Annotated in this window: 14 protein-coding genes; 7 read left to right on the top strand and 7 right to left on the bottom strand. The window is 68.3% G+C overall.

The window, feature by feature from the left end:
• Window positions 1–10: 10 nt before the first annotated feature.
• From E2C06_RS27865 to E2C06_RS27840, 6 genes are all read right to left on the bottom strand, one after another.
• A complete protein-coding gene (locus tag E2C06_RS27865) occupies window positions 11–721 on the bottom strand; it encodes an ABC transporter ATP-binding protein (protein WP_133291856.1) in 711 nt (236 codons plus the stop codon).
• Window positions 714–2,519 (bottom strand): branched-chain amino acid ABC transporter ATP-binding protein/permease, encoded by a 1,806-nt coding sequence (locus tag E2C06_RS27860; RefSeq protein ID WP_133291855.1) that lies wholly within the window; start codon window positions 2,517–2,519, stop codon window positions 714–716. Before E2C06_RS27860 ends, E2C06_RS27865 begins: the two co-directional genes overlap by 8 nt.
• The gene (locus E2C06_RS27855; RefSeq protein WP_133291854.1) at window positions 2,516–3,406 is read right to left on the bottom strand and encodes a branched-chain amino acid ABC transporter permease; all 891 of its coding nucleotides are present in this window, start codon (window positions 3,404–3,406) and stop codon (window positions 2,516–2,518) included. The genes E2C06_RS27860 and E2C06_RS27855 overlap by 4 nt, the downstream gene beginning before the upstream one ends.
• Before the next feature lie 3 nt (window positions 3,407–3,409).
• Window positions 3,410–4,612: an ABC transporter substrate-binding protein gene (locus E2C06_RS27850; RefSeq protein WP_133291853.1), complete on the bottom strand. Its 1,203-nt coding sequence runs from the start codon at window positions 4,610–4,612 to the stop codon at window positions 3,410–3,412.
• Window positions 4,613–4,638: 26 nt separating this feature from the next.
• Window positions 4,639–5,412: a carboxymuconolactone decarboxylase family protein gene (locus E2C06_RS27845; RefSeq protein ID WP_133291852.1), complete on the bottom strand. Its 774-nt coding sequence runs from the start codon at window positions 5,410–5,412 to the stop codon at window positions 4,639–4,641.
• A 289-nt stretch (window positions 5,413–5,701) separates the two neighbouring features.
• Window positions 5,702–7,495: a flavin-containing monooxygenase gene (locus E2C06_RS27840; RefSeq protein ID WP_133291851.1), complete on the bottom strand. Its 1,794-nt coding sequence runs from the start codon at window positions 7,493–7,495 to the stop codon at window positions 5,702–5,704.
• A 269-nt stretch (window positions 7,496–7,764) separates the two neighbouring features.
• On the opposite strand from E2C06_RS27840, the gene E2C06_RS27835 reads away from it, so the two are divergent.
• The 4 genes from E2C06_RS27835 to E2C06_RS27820 all read left to right on the top strand — a co-directional run bounded on the left by E2C06_RS27835 (window position 7,765) and on the right by E2C06_RS27820 (window position 11,980).
• Entirely contained in the window at window positions 7,765–9,219 is a 1,455-nt protein-coding gene (locus E2C06_RS27835) for an FAD-dependent oxidoreductase (RefSeq protein ID WP_133291850.1), read from the top strand.
• A gap of 30 nt (window positions 9,220–9,249) precedes the next feature.
• On the top strand, window positions 9,250–10,089 hold the full coding sequence (locus E2C06_RS27830; RefSeq protein ID WP_133291849.1) for an aspartate/glutamate racemase family protein: 840 nt from the start codon (window positions 9,250–9,252) through the stop codon (window positions 10,087–10,089).
• Between the two features lie 31 nt (window positions 10,090–10,120).
• Window positions 10,121–11,359, top strand: coding sequence for an ABC transporter substrate-binding protein (locus E2C06_RS27825; RefSeq protein ID WP_133291848.1), 1,239 nt, complete (start codon window positions 10,121–10,123; stop codon window positions 11,357–11,359).
• Between the two features lie 147 nt (window positions 11,360–11,506).
• Complete coding sequence (locus tag E2C06_RS27820; RefSeq protein ID WP_165982706.1) at window positions 11,507–11,980, top strand: helix-turn-helix domain-containing protein; 474 nt, start codon at window positions 11,507–11,509, stop codon at window positions 11,978–11,980.
• A gap of 11 nt (window positions 11,981–11,991) precedes the next feature.
• Here E2C06_RS27820 and E2C06_RS27815 read toward each other — a convergent pair.
• A protein-coding gene (locus E2C06_RS27815) for an ISNCY family transposase (protein WP_133291846.1) occupies window positions 11,992–13,502 on the bottom strand; the annotation gives its coding sequence in 2 pieces (ribosomal slippage) (window positions 11,992–12,617 and window positions 12,617–13,502; 1,512 coding nt in all).
• Between the two features lie 319 nt (window positions 13,503–13,821).
• On the opposite strand from E2C06_RS27815, the gene E2C06_RS27810 reads away from it, so the two are divergent.
• From E2C06_RS27810 to E2C06_RS41100, 3 genes are all read left to right on the top strand, one after another.
• A complete protein-coding gene (locus E2C06_RS27810) occupies window positions 13,822–15,018 on the top strand; it encodes an IS256 family transposase (protein ID WP_133291845.1) in 1,197 nt (398 codons plus the stop codon).
• 130 nt (window positions 15,019–15,148) lie between these two features.
• Window positions 15,149–16,192, top strand: a complete 1,044-nt coding sequence (locus E2C06_RS27805) for an IS110 family RNA-guided transposase (RefSeq protein ID WP_133291844.1) — start codon at window positions 15,149–15,151, stop codon at window positions 16,190–16,192.
• A 250-nt stretch (window positions 16,193–16,442) separates the two neighbouring features.
• Window positions 16,443–17,063, top strand: a complete 621-nt coding sequence (locus tag E2C06_RS41100) for a transposase (protein ID WP_133291843.1) — start codon at window positions 16,443–16,445, stop codon at window positions 17,061–17,063.
• Window positions 17,064–17,097 lie beyond the last annotated feature (34 nt).

The following is a 17,097-nucleotide window of genomic DNA, read 5'->3' as shown; positions in this document are numbered from 1 at the left end:
GTTCGACGCCCTACAGGTAGCTGGCGGCCAGCGTCTTGCCGTCCTTGCCGCGCAGCAGCTCCTCGCCGGCGCCGGCCAGCACCACGCGGCCGCGCCGCAGCACCAGGCCTTGGCGCGACACCCTCAGTGCCAGGGTCGCCATCTGCTCGGCAATGATGACGACGATGCCGCTCTGCGCGGCGTAGTCGGTGATGAAGCCGTAGATCTGCTGCACGATGATCGGCGCGAGGCCGAGCGAAGGCTCGTCCAGCAGCAGGAAGCGCGGGCTGCGGATGGTGGTGCAGGACAGGATCAGCATCTGCTGCTGCCCGCCCGAAAGCAGCCCGGCCGCGATGCGCGCCTTGGTTTCCAGGATGGGGAAGCGGGCATAGACCTCGGCCAGGGATGCCGCCAGCTTCCCGCGACGGGCGCCGAAGCTCCAGGCCAGCTTCAGGTTGTCCTCCACCGTCAGCTGCCGGAACAGCCGGCGCCCCTCCATGGCGTGCGCCACGCCGAGCCGCGCCCGTGCCGGCGGCGGCAGGGCAGTGATGTCCTGGCCATCCAGCAGCACCTGGCCGGCGGCCACAGGCGCGATGCCGGAGACCGCCCGCATGAGGGAGGACTTGCCCGCGCCATTGGCGCCGAGGATGGCGGTGATGCCACCCGGTGCGGCCTGGAGCGAGACGCCTTCCAACGCCCGCACCGCGCCGTAGCGCACCGAGAGATCGCGCAGCTCAAGCATGGGCGGCCTCGTCGCCGAGATAGGCGGCTATCACCTGCGCGTCGCCGCGCATGCCGGCGATGTCGCCGCGGTAGATCATCCGGCCGCTGTCCAGCACCACCACCTCGTCCACCAGTTCCGCCAGGAAATCCATGTGATGGTCGATGAGCAGGATGGCGAGGCCCATCGCCTTCATGTCACGGATCAGCTGCGCGAGCCGGTCCATCTCCGTCTCGGACAGTCCCGCCGCGGGTTCGTCGAGCAGGATGACGCGTGGGCGGGCGAGCAGGGCGCGGCCCACCTCGGCCATGCGGCGGGTTCCATATGGCAGGGCGTCGATTGGCCGGTCCGCCACCTCGGTGAGGTCCGCCAGCGCCAGCACGGCCTCGACCAGCGCCAGCTGCGCGGCTTCCTCGGCGATGGCGCCGGGCAGGGCCAACGTGGCGGCAAGGCCGCTGTGGCGCAGCTGGCGGTGCGCGCCGAGCAGCAGGTTCTCCCGCACCGTGAAATGCGGCACCAGGCGCGGATCCTGGAAGGTGCGCACCACGCCGGCCGTGGCCACCTGATGGTCGGGCAGGCCGGTGATGTCGCGGCCGCCGAAGCGCACCTGCCCTGCGGCCGGGCGGTAGATGCCGGTGACGACGTTGACGAAGGTGCTCTTGCCCGAGCCGTTGGGGCCGACCAGTGCGGTGATCCGCCCCGGCTCCAGCCGCAGCGAGACATCGTCCACCGCCACCAGCCCGCCGAAGCGCATGGTGATGCCCTCGGCCTCCAGCGCCGTGCCGTCACCGTCCGGGCGCAGCGCCGTCGCATCGGCTCGCAGCCTGATGGCGCGGGCCAGGGCGCGCGGCTTGATGAAGCGCGGAGGTTCGAACAGCAGGCCGCCGATGCCGCGTGGCAGAACCAGCAGGGAGAAGGTGAGGATCAGCCCGTAGGCGATGAACTGCCATTCGGCGAAGACCTGCAGCCGTTCGGGCAGGAAGGTGAACAGCGCCGCGCTCAGCACCTGCCCCGCAATGGAGCCGAGACCGCCGACGATGGCGATGACCAGCACCTCGATCGAGCGCGGCAGGGCGAAGCTCTCCGGCCCGAGATAGCCGACCAGGTGGGCGTAGAGCGCCCCTGCCAGCCCCGCCAGCGCGCCCGAGAGCGCATAGGCAAGCTGCTTGGTGCGGCCGGCCGGGATGCCGATGCTGCCGGCTGCGACCTCACTGACCTGGATGGCGTAGAAGGCCCGGCCGATGCGGGACTGCGTCAGGTTGCGCACCAGCAGGATCACCCCGGCCGTGACGAGCAGGACAAGCTGGAAGTAGCGCAGCCCGTCCACCTTGATGCCGAGGACGCTGAGCGTGCGCAGCGCCGCCGAAGGCACGCCGGGCAGGCCCATGGTGCCGCCGGTGAGCTCGTTCCATTCCCGCACGATCTCGAAGAACACCATGCCGAAGCCGAGCGTCATCATCGCCAGGTAGACGTCGCGCACCCGGTTGGCGGGGAAGGAGAGCAGCCAGCCGGTCAGCCCCGCCAGCAGCACCGCCGCCGGCACGCCGAGCGTGACGTCGAGCCCGTGGGTCTTCACCAGGATGCCGGTGCAATAGGCGCCGATGCCGAAGAAGCCGGCATGGCCGAGCGAGATCTGTCCGGCGAGGCCGGTGAGCAGGTTGATGCTCTGGGCGAATATGGCGGCCACCAGCACGAAGCTGGCGATCTGCAAGGTGCCCGGGGAGAGCAGCGGCGCCGCCAGCAGCAGCGCCAGCACCAGCGCCGCCTGCACGCGCCAGTCGGCGGCGGCTGCGCTCAACCGCGATCGCAGGGCATTCATGCCTTGCTGACCTCCGGCCGGCCAAACAAGCCCTGTGGACGCACCGCCAGCGCCAGCATCAATAGCGCGAAGGCGATGCCGTGCTCCGCCGCGGTGGACACGTAGCCGCCCACCAGCTTGCTGATCACCCCCACCAGCAGCCCGCCGGCCAGCGCGCCGAGCGAGCTGCCCATGCCGCCCAGCACCGCGGCGACGAAGCCGAGCAGCACCAGGTCGAAGCCGAAGGCGGGGTCCACCGTGCCGCCGATCTGGGCGATCAGCACCCCGGCCACCCCCGCCAGGACCGAGGAGAGCATGAAGGAGCCGAGGATCAGGCGCCGCACCGGGATGCCCTGCACAAGCGCCAGCTCCGGGTCGAGGGAGACGGCGTGTACCGCCTGACCCCAGACGGTGCGGCGGATGAACAGCTCGAACGCCAGGATCAGCGCGACGGCGACCGCCAGCACCACCAGGTACTGCAGCGAGATGTACTGCCCGAACACGGTGACGAAATCCTGCGCGGTGAACACCACGTCGGGGAAGGCCACGGCCTGGGAGCCGAAATACTTCGCCGCCATACCCTGCAGGAAGATCCCGAAGCCGAGGGTGGAGACCACCCAGCCCATGCTGCCGCCGCTGGACTGCAAGGCCGGCCGCACCGTCCAGCGCTCGATGAACATGCCGAGCGCCGCGACGACGGCGAGGCTGCCCAGCACCGCCAGCGCGATGGCCAGGCCCTGGCTGGAGAGGAAGACGGTGAGCATGGCGCAGAGCATCATCAGCGAGCCCTGGCCGAAATTCAGCGTCTTCGTCGTCCAGAAGGTGAGGTTCAGGCCGAGCGCGATGAGCGCATAGACCGCCCCCACGCTGATCCCGGCCAGCAGCAGAGAGAAGAAGAAATCGTCCATCGCCTAGTCACGCAGCTCCAGCACCACCCGGTCGCCGCGCTTCAGCATCTCGTAGGTGCCGAGATCCTCGAGCTTCAGCGCCACGTGGTTCTGCGGGGTGAAGCTGATGCGGCGGACCGTGGCGCCTTCGTAATCCGTCGTCTGGTCCAGCGCGCGGACCATGTCCTCGGCGCTGGTGGAGCCAGCGCGGCGGATCGCGTCTATCAGCAGGTTGATGCAGTCGTAGCCGCTGCCCACAGTGCCGGCGAGCGAGATGAGGGGATTGGCGGCGTCGGGGCCGTACCAGCGGTCAGTGCCGAATTTCGCCCGGTAGAGATCGGCGAATTTCTGCGCCGCGCCATGCATCGGGCGACGGCCGAAGGCGGCATGGTTCACCGCCCGGGTCCCCGCCACCAGGTCTCCAGCGCCTTCGATATAGGGCACCGTCACTGCCCCGGCGGCGCCGAACAGGGCAAGGTTCATGTTCAGCCGGCTCATGTTGCGGCGAATGACGGCGAAATCGGCGCCGAGACCGATGACAAGCATTGCCTCGGCATTCGCACGCTGCACGCGGACCAGCTGGGCGGTCATGTCCTGGGCGCGCTGATTATAGCTTTCCACCGTCACCCGCGCGTCCGGCTTGCGACCGATGATCGCCTTGCGGACCAGGTCGGCGCCGGTCACGCCATAGCCGGTGCTCTCGTGCAGGACGCCGATGCGGCTGAACTGCGACAACGCTGCCGCCAGCTTCTCGGACTCCACCAGGTTGCCGACGGAGATGGAGAACAGGTTGGGCCGCGGCGGCTTGTCTAGGCCATTGGGATAGACGATGGCGGGTGTCTGGGCCTGCGGGTTGATGATCGGCCGGCCATCGGCCTGGATCATGTCGGCGATTGCCAAGGTGGGGCCGGAGCCCGAGGGACACATCAGCCCGACGATCTCACGGTTGTCGAGGATACGGCGCAGGTTCTGCACCGCGCGGTCGGGCACCAGCTGGTCGTCTAGCACCTCGGCCAGCTCCACCATGCGGCCGTTGATGCCGCCGCCCTTGTTGCATTCCTCCACGGCGATCTGAGCGCCACGGTTAATGCCCTCGCCGAATTCGTTGAAGGGGCCGGTCAGCGCGGCGGTGAAGCCGAATTTGATGGTGCCGGACTGCGCCCGGCCGAGGCCCGGAAGCGCCAGCGCGACGGCGCCCAGCGCCAGGCTCCTGCGGTTGATCTTCATGTTGGTTTCCCACCTACGCTTCGCCGTTAGCCCTTGCCGGCCGTCTGTAGTTCTTCCAGCAGGATCGGCACGCCATGCGTGGTGCTATGGATGCCGAGCACGCTGGTGAGCTCCAGCACCTCCATGATCTCCTGCCGTGTCGCGCCGAGCCGGATGGCGTTACGGATGTGCACGCGTGTGCCGGGCGCATAGAGATGCGTCGTCGCGGCATCGATGGCGATGTAGATGAACTCTTTCACCTTCGGCGCCAGCATGCCGTGCTTCCAGGGCGCCGCGGAGAAGTGCATGTAGGCTTCGAAGAAGTCGGGCGAGAGGGCGAGGACATGGTCCCACAGCTCGCTCCAGTAACCGCGCGCGGCGGTGAACTCGGCCTTCAGCCGCGCCTCGCGCTCGCCGCCTGTGCCGGGCTTCGGCAGCTCCTCGCCGCGCCCGGCGGCCTCCATCTCCTTAACCAGGATGGGCACGCCATGCGTCACGCTGTGAATGCCGAGCACGGAGATGAGCTGCAGCACCTCCATGATCTCCTGCTGCGTCGCGCCGTGGCGCAGCGCGTTCTTCATGTGTGTGCGCACGCCCGCAGCGTGCAGATGCGTGGTCGAGGCGTCGACGGCGATGTAGATGAACTCGCGGACCTTCGGCTCCAGCACGCCATGCCGCCAGGGTACTGCGGAGAAATTCAGGTAGGCCTCGAAGAAGTCGGGGTCGAGCGCGAGCACCTGGTCCCAGACTGGGCTCCAATAGCCGCGCACCTCGGTGAACGCCTCCTTCAGCGCGCGCTGGCGTGGCGATAACTCGCTCATGGCCGCTCGTTTCCCCCTTCTCGGCCCATGGGCGCGTATGCCGCGCCTCGGCCGGGCGGAAGCATGCGGCATTGCGCTGGGATTGAAAAGCTACCTGGCGTCGCGTGGCAATGGCGCTGGGCGAAGCGGGCCGTGCACCCTTCGGGCAGGGAGGCGTTGGGCGGGTGCTTTGGCAACATGTGCCGCCGCCCGCCCGGTTGCCGGTCACCAGCGATCGGTCGGCAACCGCCTCACCACGTCCACCAAGCCGTCCGCCGATCTCCGGGCTGGGCCCGACGAGGCGAATGCTTCAGAGCGGGCCGAGTTTCCCGAGTTCCATCGCCTTGATCTGCAGCGCAAGATACTTCGAGTTGATGCGGCACTGCGCCAAGCCGCCGGCGATGAACCACAAGCCTTGCTGCGGCGTGCGTTTGAACATGTTGTTCAGTTCGCCGTCCTCACCGATGCCCCAGACCGGCCCGATGCGGTCCAGCATCGCATCGCCGATCGCCCGACGGACGAGCTCCTCCTGCGGGTAGTAGCCGGTGGCCAGGACGATGAGGTCGGCCGGCACCGTCGAGCCATCCTTGAGAAGGGCACCGGCGGCGGTGAAGCGTTCGATCCGGTCGTATTGCAGCAGGCCAAGCTGGCCCTTGATCATGAGGTCGGAGCTGCCGGCATCCAGGTTGTAGCCGCCGCCGCGCCGAAAATACTTCATTTGGTGGCCGGTTTCGTCCTCGCCAACATCATGCTTGAAGCCGATGCCCTTGAGGCCCTCGATCATCTCGCGGTCGAGCTCGAGCATCCGTTTCGTGAAGGATTTGTAGGCCTTGATGATCAGCGAGGGCGTCGCGGATGAGACGATCAGGTCGCAATCCTCGAGGGGTCCGCCCTCATCCCAGATCGCCTCGTTGAGCCTGGCGCTCGGGTCGATCGACACGACGGTCGTGGATCCCCGCTGGATGAGCGTCGTGTTCACGCCATGGCTGTGGAGGTCGAGCGCGATGTCGTTGGCGCTGCTGCCGGTGCCGAGGATGAGCGCGTTCCTTCCTTCCCAGCCTGCGCCGCTGTCGAAGCCTTCGGAGTGGAGGATCTGTCCCTGGAAATCCTCAAGGCCTGGCAGGTCCGGCAGCATGGGATAGCTGCTGACGCCATTGGCGAAGACGAGGTGCCGGGGCCGGACGATGCGTTCGCTGCCGTCGGCGCGCTTCACCCGGGCCGTCCAGCATTCCGCCGTGTCGTCCCAGGTGCCGCCGACGAATTCAGTCCCCGTCCAGCAGTTGATCTCCATGGCGTCGGCGTAGAACTCGAACCAGTTTCCCAGCATGTCCTTCGGGATGTATTTCGGCCAGGTCGGCGGAAATTCCATGTAGGGCAAATGGTTCAGGTGGATCGAGTTGTGTAGTGCTAGCGAGTGGTAGCGCTTCCGCCAGCTGTCGCCGATGCGCGGCCATTGCTCGACGACCAGGGTATCGACACCGAGCTGGTTCAGCCGTGCGGCAATTGAGAGACCCGCCTGGGCACCACCGATCACCAGGACCGCCGGTTCCCGGTCGTCATAGGCGCTGGCCCTGCGGCGCATGTCGGCCCAGTTGTCACCACCGAAATTCCGCGAATAGGCGGCGCCGGACGGCCGGTTGGCGCCGATCTTCTCCTCGTGGCCCGTCAACGTCTGAAGCGTGGTCGAGAGCAGCCAGGCCTTCATGGCGCCGCCATCCTCGGGCGCCGGTGACAGACGGATGAGGCCTGCGCCACGACCCTCCGCCGTGGTGAACTCGAAGATCGCCTCGACGCTGTCGATGCCCAGGCGTTTCACCTGGCGGGGCGGTTTCCGGCCCTGCGGCAGGTGGAAGCCCTGCGCGGCCGTGCGCGCCTGTTCCGCCGTGAGGCGCGCGGCAATGTTGTCCCGGCCGGCGACGGGCGTCAGGTGCCAAGTGAATGCCAGAATGTCCTGCCAATGGGAGTCCGCATGGAACAAGGCACCGATCCGCGTCGCATCGCGGGATGCAAGCGCCGCCTCGAAGGCGTTGAGCCAGCCCGCGGCGGAGCGTCGGGCCTGCGCCGCGAGTTGGAACTCCTGAAGGGATTGATCGAGATCGTCCATCGTCGCCTCACCCCAAGGCGTTGTTCTCGAAGCCGCCTCATCTTGGGATAATAATCAGGTCTTCGGACCTGCGTCCATGCGGTCGGCCGGGAATGGGACAGGCCCCGGCTGGGCGCCCTCGGCCGACGGTGCGCGGCCTGGGCGAGGGCGTGCTGCCCCGGCCGAGGAGCGCGCGAGGATCCGATGTTCCGGCCCCTTCCCGGGCCTGCGCCGGCGCATTGGACGTCCACCGCCGCCGTGCCATGCTCCCACCCAGGGGAGAACGTCGGATGCGCGAAAAGCGTTTCGAGGTGGTGGTTGCCGGTTGCGGCGTCGCTGGGCTGTCCGCTGCCGTCGCGGCGGCCGAGGCCGGTGCCCAGGTCGCGGTGTTGGAACGCGCCCCGCCCGAGGAACGTGGCGGCCAGAGCCGCTACACCGAGGCCTATCTGCGGATGAAGAGCGAGACCGAGGTCACCGACGACTTCGAAACCCACCTTGCCGAGAACAGCAGCGGCACCCTCGACCCCGACCTGATCGCCGAGAGCGCCCGCCCGGCGGGGCAGCGCGCCGCTTATGCCGCGGCTCTCTCAATGGCCGAGCCAGGCTTCATCGCCACCTTCGCCGACCAGGCCGGCCCGACCATCGCCTGGCTGAAGGGCTTCGGTCTCCGCTTCGACTTCCTGCCGACGCAATTCCTCACCAGGTCCCAGCCGCGCCTGCTGCCGGTAGGCGGCGGGCTCGCCTTGGTGGAAGGGCTGGCGGCGCGTGCCGAGGCGCTCGGCGTCGAGATGCTGTACGACACCACGGCGGAACGCCTGGAGCAGGACGAGGACGGCCAGGTGACCGGCCTGCTGGTCCGCAGCCGGCAGGAGGGGCGGCTCCGGCTAGGCGGCCGGGTCGTGCTGGCCTGCGGCGGCTTCGAGGGCAATGCCGAGATGCTGACCCGCTACATCGGCCCGCGCGCCGCCTTCCTGCGGCCCATCTGCAAGGGCGCGCATTTCAACCGGGGTGACGGCATCCGCATGGCGCTCGAGATCGGCGCGGCTACCGGGGGCGATTTCGGCAGCTACCATGCGGAGCCGATCGACCCGCGCTCCGGCGTGTCCGAGCCCTCTGTCTTCGTCTTTCCCTACGGCATCCTGGTGAACAAGGACGGCAGGCGCTTCACCGACGAGGCACCGGGCACGGTCGATGCGCATTATGAAAGCATCACGCGGCGGATCTTCGAACAGCGCGACGGCCTTGCTTATGTGGTGCTGGATGCGAAGCACCTGCGCGTGCCGAATGTCCGCCTGGCGATCCGCACCGACCAGCCACCGATCGTGGCCGACAGCCTGGAGGCGCTGGCGGCGAAGCTGGCGATCCCGCCAGCCGCGCTGGCGGCGACGGTGCGCGGCTACAATGCCGCCTGCGTGCCGGGCGACTGGCGGCCGCTGGAGACCGATGGCCTGGCGACGCGGGGGATTGACCCGCCGAAATCCAATTGGGCGTTGCCGGTGGATGAGCCACCGTTCCACGCCTACCCGATCATCTCGGCCAATGTTTTCACCTTTGGCGGCGTGAAGGTGGACAGCGACGCGCGCGTGCTCGATGGCGACGGGGCGCCGATCCCGGGCCTCTACGCCGCGGGCGAGATCATCGGCACATACTACCGCACCTATACCGGCGCGACCTCGGTGCTGAAGGGGCTGGTGTTCGGCCGCCTGGCCGGCCAGCACGCGGCGCGGCGCGGCAATGCCACCTGACCGCGTGTCCGGCCGCGGGAAACGGTAGCCATGCGCATCTGGCACCAGAGCTTCAGCGACCTCGACCTTGCGCCGATCTATCGCGCCACGCTCGCTCGCCATGCCAAGGCGGTGTTGCCGCCGGGCGACAGCGTTGTGCTGCATGGCCTGCGTCCCGGGACCTATGGGCGCGACTTCGCGCCGATCCACGCCATCCGGCATCGCTACCTGGAATACCTGAACGAGGCGCAGGTGGTCGAGGCGGCGCTGGCAGCCGAGCGCGCCGGCTACGACGCCTTCGCGCTTGGTTGCTTCCACGATCCGGCACTCCGCTCCGTGCGGTCCCTGGTGGATATCCCCTGCGTCGGCCTGTCGGAGACATGCATGTTGGTCGCCTGCTCGCTCGGCCAGCGCTTCGGCATGGTATCGCTAGAGGCCAGCCAGCGCGCCCGGCACGAGGAGCTGGCCGGCAGCTATGGCCTGCGGGAACGCCTGGCGGGGGTGGTGGCGATGCACCCGCCGATCGATGAATACAGCCTCGAGGGCGACGAGGACACGGCCGGCCCACTGGCCGAAGCCTTCCACGCGGCCTGCGCCCGGCTGGTGGAGATGGGCTCCGAGGTGATCATCCTTAGCGATGGCTTCCTCAACGAATTCGTCTGGCGCCACGGCCTCAAGACAAGCCACGGCGCGGTGGTGATGGACGCGCTCGGCACGCTGTTCCGCTACGCCCAATTCATGGTGGGCGCGTGGGCCTCGATCGGGCTGCAGGTCAGCCGCGCCGGCCGTTGCGCCCGGCCGCCGGCGGCGATGCTGGCGGAGGCGCGGGCGGTGGCCGGTGCCATCGACATGGTGGACAGTGATTTCTCGGGGGCTGCGGGCCGACGCTGAACGATCGGCCGCACAAGGGAGGGGATGAGTGATGCGACGCGCAATCCTGGGTGCAATCCTGCTGGCGGGCGGCCTGATGGCCGGCCTTCCGGCGCTCGCGCAAACACCGCCAGCGCCGCGGCGCGAGGCCATCCGCATCGGAATCATGAGCGACCTGTCGGGCAGCTTCGCCGATGTGGCCGGCCCGGGTTCGGTGGTCGCGGCGCAGCTCGCGGCGGAGGATTTCGGGGGCCGCGTGGCTGGCCTGCCGGTGCAGATCCTCTCCGCCGACCATCAAAACCGCGCCGATACCGGCTCCGCCATCGCCCGCCGGTGGTTTGATACGGAAGCCGTGGACGCCATCGTCGACCTGCCCAACTCCGCCGTGGCGCTCGCCGTCGGCGAGGTGGCGCGCAATGCAAATCGTGTCGCCTTGGTGACCGCCGCGGTGGCCAGCCGCCTGTCCGGCGATCTCTGTTCGCCGAACCTCATCCACTACTCGCTCGACACCTGGTCGATGTCGAACGTGCCGAGCCGGGCGTTGGTGCAGCAGGGCGGCAACACCTGGTTCTACATCACCGCCGACTACGCCTTTGGGCATGACCTGGAACGACAATCTACCGATGCGGTGACGCGGGCGGGCGGACGAGTTGTCGGCTCGGTCCGCCATCCGCTCGGGACCACCGATTTCTCCTCGGTGCTGCTGCAGGCCCAGGCCTCGCGCGCCTCGGTCGTGGCCTTGGCGAATTCCCAGGCCGACTTCATTAACAGCGTGAAGCAGACCTCCGAATTCGGGCTGACGCGGCGCGGTCAGCGCGTGGTCGGCCTGGCAGTCTACATCTCGGACATCGTCTCGCTTGGCCTGGAGGCGACGCAAGGCGCCATCGTGGTCGGCAATTGGTACTGGGACCTGAACGACGGGACGCGTCGCTTCGGCCGCCGCTTCGCCGAACGAATGGGTGGCCGGATGCCAACCGATCTGCAGGCCAATGTCTATGCCGCGGTGACGCATCATCTGAAGGCGGTGGCGGCGCTCGGTGCCTCGACCGACGGCCGGGCCGTGGTCGCCGGCATGAAGGCCGCACCGACCGAGGACACGGTCTTCGGCCGGGGCGAGATCCGGCCGGACGGGCGCCGGATCAGCCCGGTATATGTCTTCCAGATCAAGGCGCCGGCCGACTCCGCCAGCCGCTACGATGTCTACCGCCTGCTCCGCGAGGTGCCAGTGGAGGAGGCCTATCGGCCGATCGCTCAGGGCGGCTGCGCGCTGGTGCAAGGCGGCGGTGGCTGAAGTGCGGCATAGCTCGTATCAGCGCTGAGGTGCTGTATGGAGCCCGGCTTGGAAGCTCGGCTCCTAAGTGGTGCATCCGGCAAGTTGTTTTCGGCTTTTTGGCGTTTGGGGCGTTGAGGCAGATCTTGGTTCCTCGGGATCATGGCCATGACCCTTCGGGTGCGGGCGTTGGGCGATGACGAGGGCGGCGAGCTGGCACGGATGACCCGCTCGCGCACGCTCGGTGCCGGCCTTGTTCGGCGAGCGCAGATCGTGCGGCACGCGGTGGAGGAGGGCCTGAGTGCGCCGGACATCGCGGCCAGGATGGGCCTGTGCGGTGCCACGGTTCGGTTCTGGCTCAAGCGGTTCAATGAGCGTGGCCTGCCGGGGCTGGAAGAGGACATGCGCTCGGGCCGACCGCCGACCTACACGGCCGAGGAGCGGAGCGCGGTGATCAAGGCCGCCCTGAGCCGGCCGTCTGAACTGGGCCTGCCCTTCGCGTCGTGGACCCTGGATCGCCTGGTCGCCTACCTCGGCGAGCAGGGCATCGGCATGCGGCGCAGCCGGGTCAGCGAGGTGCTCCTGGCCGAGGACCTCAAGTGGCGCCAGGAAGAAACCTGGTTCGGCGCACGGGTCAGTTGATCGTCTTTTTACTAGGTCAGCAAAGCTGGCTGGCAGGCTTTCTGCTTCAGTTCGGCGAGGTAGGCCTTGGGGTCGCGGCGAAAACGGGTGCGCAAGGTACGTGCCATGCGGCGCGGTTCCAGCCTGCGGCGGAGGTCGCGCCAGCGTTGTTTATCCACACGACCAAGCTCGTCGGCGGTGGGTGAGTGCAGCCGAGTTGCCGTGGCGGCGATCACCCGCACCTCACCGCGCAACACAATGGCCGGCGAGGCCATCTTGCGTCCTGTGGCGCGGCGCTCGTGATAACGCTGCGAGCCAAACAGCTGCTCGAGACCATTATCCGTGCGCGGCAGGTCGGGGACTGCGTAGCAGTGGAACAGCCCCGGGCGGTAGCTGCGGGTGACCTTACAGAAGTGGCCGACCGCCCCGGCAAGGTCGCCGGCGCTGGCTCGATGGCGGGCCATGGCGGCGACCAGGCCGTCAAAGCGGCGCTGGACCTTGGTGGCATCCTCGCTGGCCGCGTTGCCGAGGATATGAGCGGCCCGATGCACCCAGCCATAGGCGCATTCGATGTCCGGCCAGAGCGCGGCGGTGCGCTCCAGACCGCGGCCGATCAGCTGGCGGAGCCGCGCGAGCGACGGCGAGCTGCCCCCTTTTCCGCCACCCGGTCCAGGCTATCCGCCACCGCCTCCAGCCGGGCCTTGAGCCGCAGCCCCGAGGCGGCCAGCGGCGGGCGGCCGTCGTCGGTGATGGCACTGCGCACCGCGGCGCAGTAGCCACGGGCCACCTCGGCCACCGGGTCGTCGCGTCCCTCCAGCGCCCGCTCGATCGGCCGTACGCCGCGTACCTCGGCTTTCAGCCGCACCTTGGCATGCCGGTCGGCCTCGAAGATCGGGTGCGCCGCCTCGCGCAGGAAGTGAAACTGGCAGAGCTGGTGCGGCACTCCCGGCAGGGCCCGCTCGACCGCCCGGCGGATTGAGGTCTGTCCATCGCTGACCACCCCCAGCACTGGCACGCCCACCGCCCCGGCCACCTCGCGCAGCAAGGGCGCGAGGTCCTCGGCCGTGGCCGAGAGCAGGCTGCGGGCCAGCAGCACCTCGCCTGAGAGACAGTCGCGCACCACCCAGAGCACCTCGTGCCCGACATCCGGTTGTAGGCCATCGAGCGCCAGGATGACCCCGCGCTGCCCTTTCAGCACCCGTCGCAGCCGGCGCGTGTCGGTCAGGTTGGTGGCAAGCAACTCGTCGTAGCGGTCGAGCAGGTTGGTGACGCTACGCTCGGCGATCTCCACTCCGCGCCCGCGCAGGGCAGCGTGGATCTCCGGCACGCTGCCGTGCTCGCGGTGACGCAGCACCCCGACCAGGGCGATGACATCCAGCCCGAACTCCTGCTGCGGCAGCGCCAGCGCGCATTCCGCCTCCGGCCGGTACGGGACATGAAAGCGAGGGCAGCCCGCGTGCTCGCAGCGGCGGATCTTCAGCCGCAGCCGCACTGCGCCGGGCAGCATCACCAGATGGCGGCGGTTCTCATATCGCAGCTGCATGTGCCCGCCGCACCCCGGACAATTCTGCCGCACTGGAAGCAGGACCCGCTCCCGTTCCGGCCGCCGCCGTGCCGACACCCTGGCCATCTCGCGCCTCCAGGAGCCACCGATGACAGCTCCCTCAACGCCGGGGGGCTCCAGCTCGTGCCCCAGGGCGTGGTGTAGCAGCTGTGGGTAAGTGGCCTGCCGGAGCGACCATTAAGGGTTGAGCGCAGGCAGGCCACTTACCCACAGCGGGGGCCGCCCGGGAGGGTGGCCACCGTCGATCTCCGGCTATGGTTCGAGATGCGACCCTTGAACCCTCAGCACAGAGATGACGATGACCGACGAGAAGATGGCGCTGCTGGAGCTGATCGAGAAGAGCGCCGATACCGACCTGATCCGCGAGATGCTGGGCTTTGCCGCCGGGCGGGTGATGGAGCTTGAGGTGCATGCCTGCACTGGCGCGGCGCACGGGGTGCGGGATCCGGCCCGGCAGGTGCAGCGGAACGGCCACCGCGAGCGGGGCTGGGAGACCAGGGCGGGACGGATCGAGTTGCAGATCCCCCGCCTGCGCCGAGGCAGCTACTTCCCCTCCTTCCTTGAGCCCCGGCGCACGGCCGAGAAGGCGCTGACCGCGGTGATCCAGGAGGCCTACATCCAGGGCGTCTCCACTCGGGCCGTCGATGACCTGGTCAAGGCGATGGGCGGCTCGGGCATCTCCAAGAGTGAGGTGAGCCGGCTGGTGGAGGAGATCGACGGCCGGGTGAACGCCTTCCTCAGCCGCCCGCTCGAGGGCGAGTGGCCGTATGTCTGGATCGACGCCACCTACGTGAAGGCCCGCGAGGGAGGGCGCATTGTCTCGACGGCGACGATAATCGCTGTCGGCGTGAACACCGATGGCCGGCGCGAGGTGCTCGGCGTCGCCACCGGCGCCTCGCAGGCGGAGGTGTTCTGGAAGGGGTTCCTGCGCTCCCTGGCCGATCGCGGCCTGCGTGGGGTCAAGCTGGTCATCGCCGATGACCACAAGGGCCTGCGCGCCGCGGCCAGCAAGGTGTTCCATGCCACCCTTCAAAGGTGCCGCGTGCATTGGATGAGGTCGGCTCTGGCACACGTGCCCACCAAGCAGCGGCCAGCCGTAGTGGCCATGCTGAAGACCATCTTCGCGCAGGAGACTGCAACCGATGCCCGGGCTCAGTGGAACAACGTCGCCGACGCGCTGCGTGAGCGGGCGCCAAAGCTCGCCGACCTAAAGGACGACGCACGCGAGGACGTCCTGGCCTACACTGCTTTTCCCAAGGAGCACTGGCCGCAGATCGCCAGCACCAACCCACTTGAGCGGCTCAACGGCGAGATCAAGCGTCGCACCGACGTGGTCGGCATCTTCCCGAACGCAGTAGCGATCGTCAGGCTCGCGGGTGCGCTCATGCTCGAGCAGAATGACGAGTGGGCGGTCAGCCGCCGCTACATGAGCCTTGAAAGCCTGGTGGTGATCAGCGACGCTCCGCGCGTCAGCCTGCCAGGCGTGGCGGCCTGACCTCGGCATAGCCGAGGATCGATGCTGCTACACCACATAGCCTAATCGCGGTTGGCGCCGCCTCGAGTGGTGTCGGCATCCTTGAGGACCGGGCGGGTGGCCCGGCCGCCCGGAAGCCAGGAGGACAGCGATGAAGACCTACGTGGGCCTTGATGTGTCGCTCGACGAAACCTCGATCTGCATCGTGGCCGAGGACGGCAAAGTGCTCGCCGAGAGGAAGCTGCCCTCGACCCCGGAGGCGATCGCCGCATTCATCAGTGCAAAGGCTCCTGAGGTGGTCCGCGTCGGGTTGGAAACCGGGTCGCTTTCGGTCTGGCTGCATGGCGAGCTGCGTGCCCGTGGGCTGCCCATGATCTGCATCGATGCGCGCCATGCCAAGGCAGCGCTGTCGATGCGGATCAATAAGACCGATCGCAACGATGCTGCGGGCCTCGCCCAGATTGTCCGGACGGGATGGTACCGGGAGGCGCATGTCAAATCGGGCCCGAGTCATTTGGCCAGAGCCCTGCTCGCATCCCGCGCCCTGCTGGTTGGCATGCGAGGCGACATCGACAACCAGATTCGCGGTTTGCTGAAGACCTTCGGCGTGATCGTCGGCAGACCCGAAGGCGGCTTCCGGCAGCGAGCGACGAAGTTGTCGACGCAAGACCTGGCGGAAAGTCCCGAACTCGGCCATCTGGTCGAGACGCTGCTGGCCGCACGCGAGGAGGTGGCCAAGCGCATCACGGTCCTCGACCGCGAGGTCATGCGGACCGCCCGCGCCAGCGAGGTCTGCAAGCGGTTCATGACGGCGCCAGGCGTTGGCGGCGTCGTGGCCCTCTCGGTATGGTCTGCCATCGATGACCCATTGCGTTTCGCCAAGTCGTCCAGCGTCGGCGCCTACTTCGGTCTCACGCCAAGACGCTACGCCTCGGGCGAGATCGACCGGACCGGACGGGTCTCGAAGTGCGGCGACAAGGATGTGCGAAAGCACCTGTACGAGGCAGCCAGCGTGCTGCTGACGCGCATCCGCCGCCCCTCGGCGCTGCAGGCCTGGGGCTTGGCCATCGCCAAGCGCTCAGGCTTCAAGAAGGCGAAGGTCGCCGTGGCAAGGAAGCTCGCGGTTATCCTACACCGCATGTGGCGGGATGCGACCGAGTTCCGTTGGGAAAACGCCGCAGCACGAGCCGCCTGACCCGATTTCCCCGGCCGCCGCCGTAGGCCGGACGAGTTCGTCCCCGCCGGGACGAGGGCGAGGGTAAGGCCGATCCCTGGCATGCCCGCCGCCGCAGCCGCGGTCGGCGATGGCGAACACCACATTGGCCCGCCCAGACCCACCCAAGGCCATGGTGTGGCGGCCCAGGCCGACCACGGAGAGAACCATGAGCCCGGCGGTGCCGATCATCGTTCAGCTTGACGTCGGCGATTAGAGAACGCCCAGGGGCATGATCACGCCCCACCGCAGCCAACTTTGCCAGCCTAGCTTTTTTGAGCAGCAGCCGCGCTGTACCGTGGTCATGGAGGCATGCGGCGCGGCGCACCACTGGGCCCGTGTCTTGAGTGGCCTCGGCTACGAGGTGAAGTTGATCGCTCCCGAGGCGGTCAGGCCATTCGTGAAATGGGGCAAGAAGAACGATGGTGTCGACGCCGCGGCGATCTGCGCCGCCGCACCCCGCCCCGATGCGACATTCGTTGCCGTGAAGAGCTTGGAGCAGCAGGGCGTCCTTGCCCTGCGTTCGGCACGCGCCCTGCTGGTGAAGCAACAGACCATGCTGGCCAACGCCATACGCGGCCTTGCGACCGAGTTTGGCTTTGTCGCCCCGCAGGGCACGGACAAGCTGGTTCTGTTGCGAGCTTGCGGAGCATCCCCGAGAAGGTACAAACCCCGGCATGGCGAGACGGCGGTGAGTGGCCTCGGTGAGGCCGGATCAGTCCTTCAAGGGTCGGCAGTTCACGGCCGAGGTGATCCTCTGGGCGGTCCGCTGGTACCTGTAGTGCGCCCGGTTGCTGAGACAGCTGGCTGCGCTATTCAGGCGGCCAAGGGTAGGTTGGCCGGTGGGCACTGAGCAAGGCTGCGTTGCTCGGCTCGGACCTGGTTCG

The organism is Dankookia rubra (assembly GCF_004355005.1).
Lineage (GTDB): Bacteria > Pseudomonadota > Alphaproteobacteria > Acetobacterales > Acetobacteraceae > Paracraurococcus > Paracraurococcus ruber_A.
The sequence above is the reverse complement of the archived record's forward strand: the minus strand, read 5'-3'. Positions and strand labels throughout refer to the sequence as shown.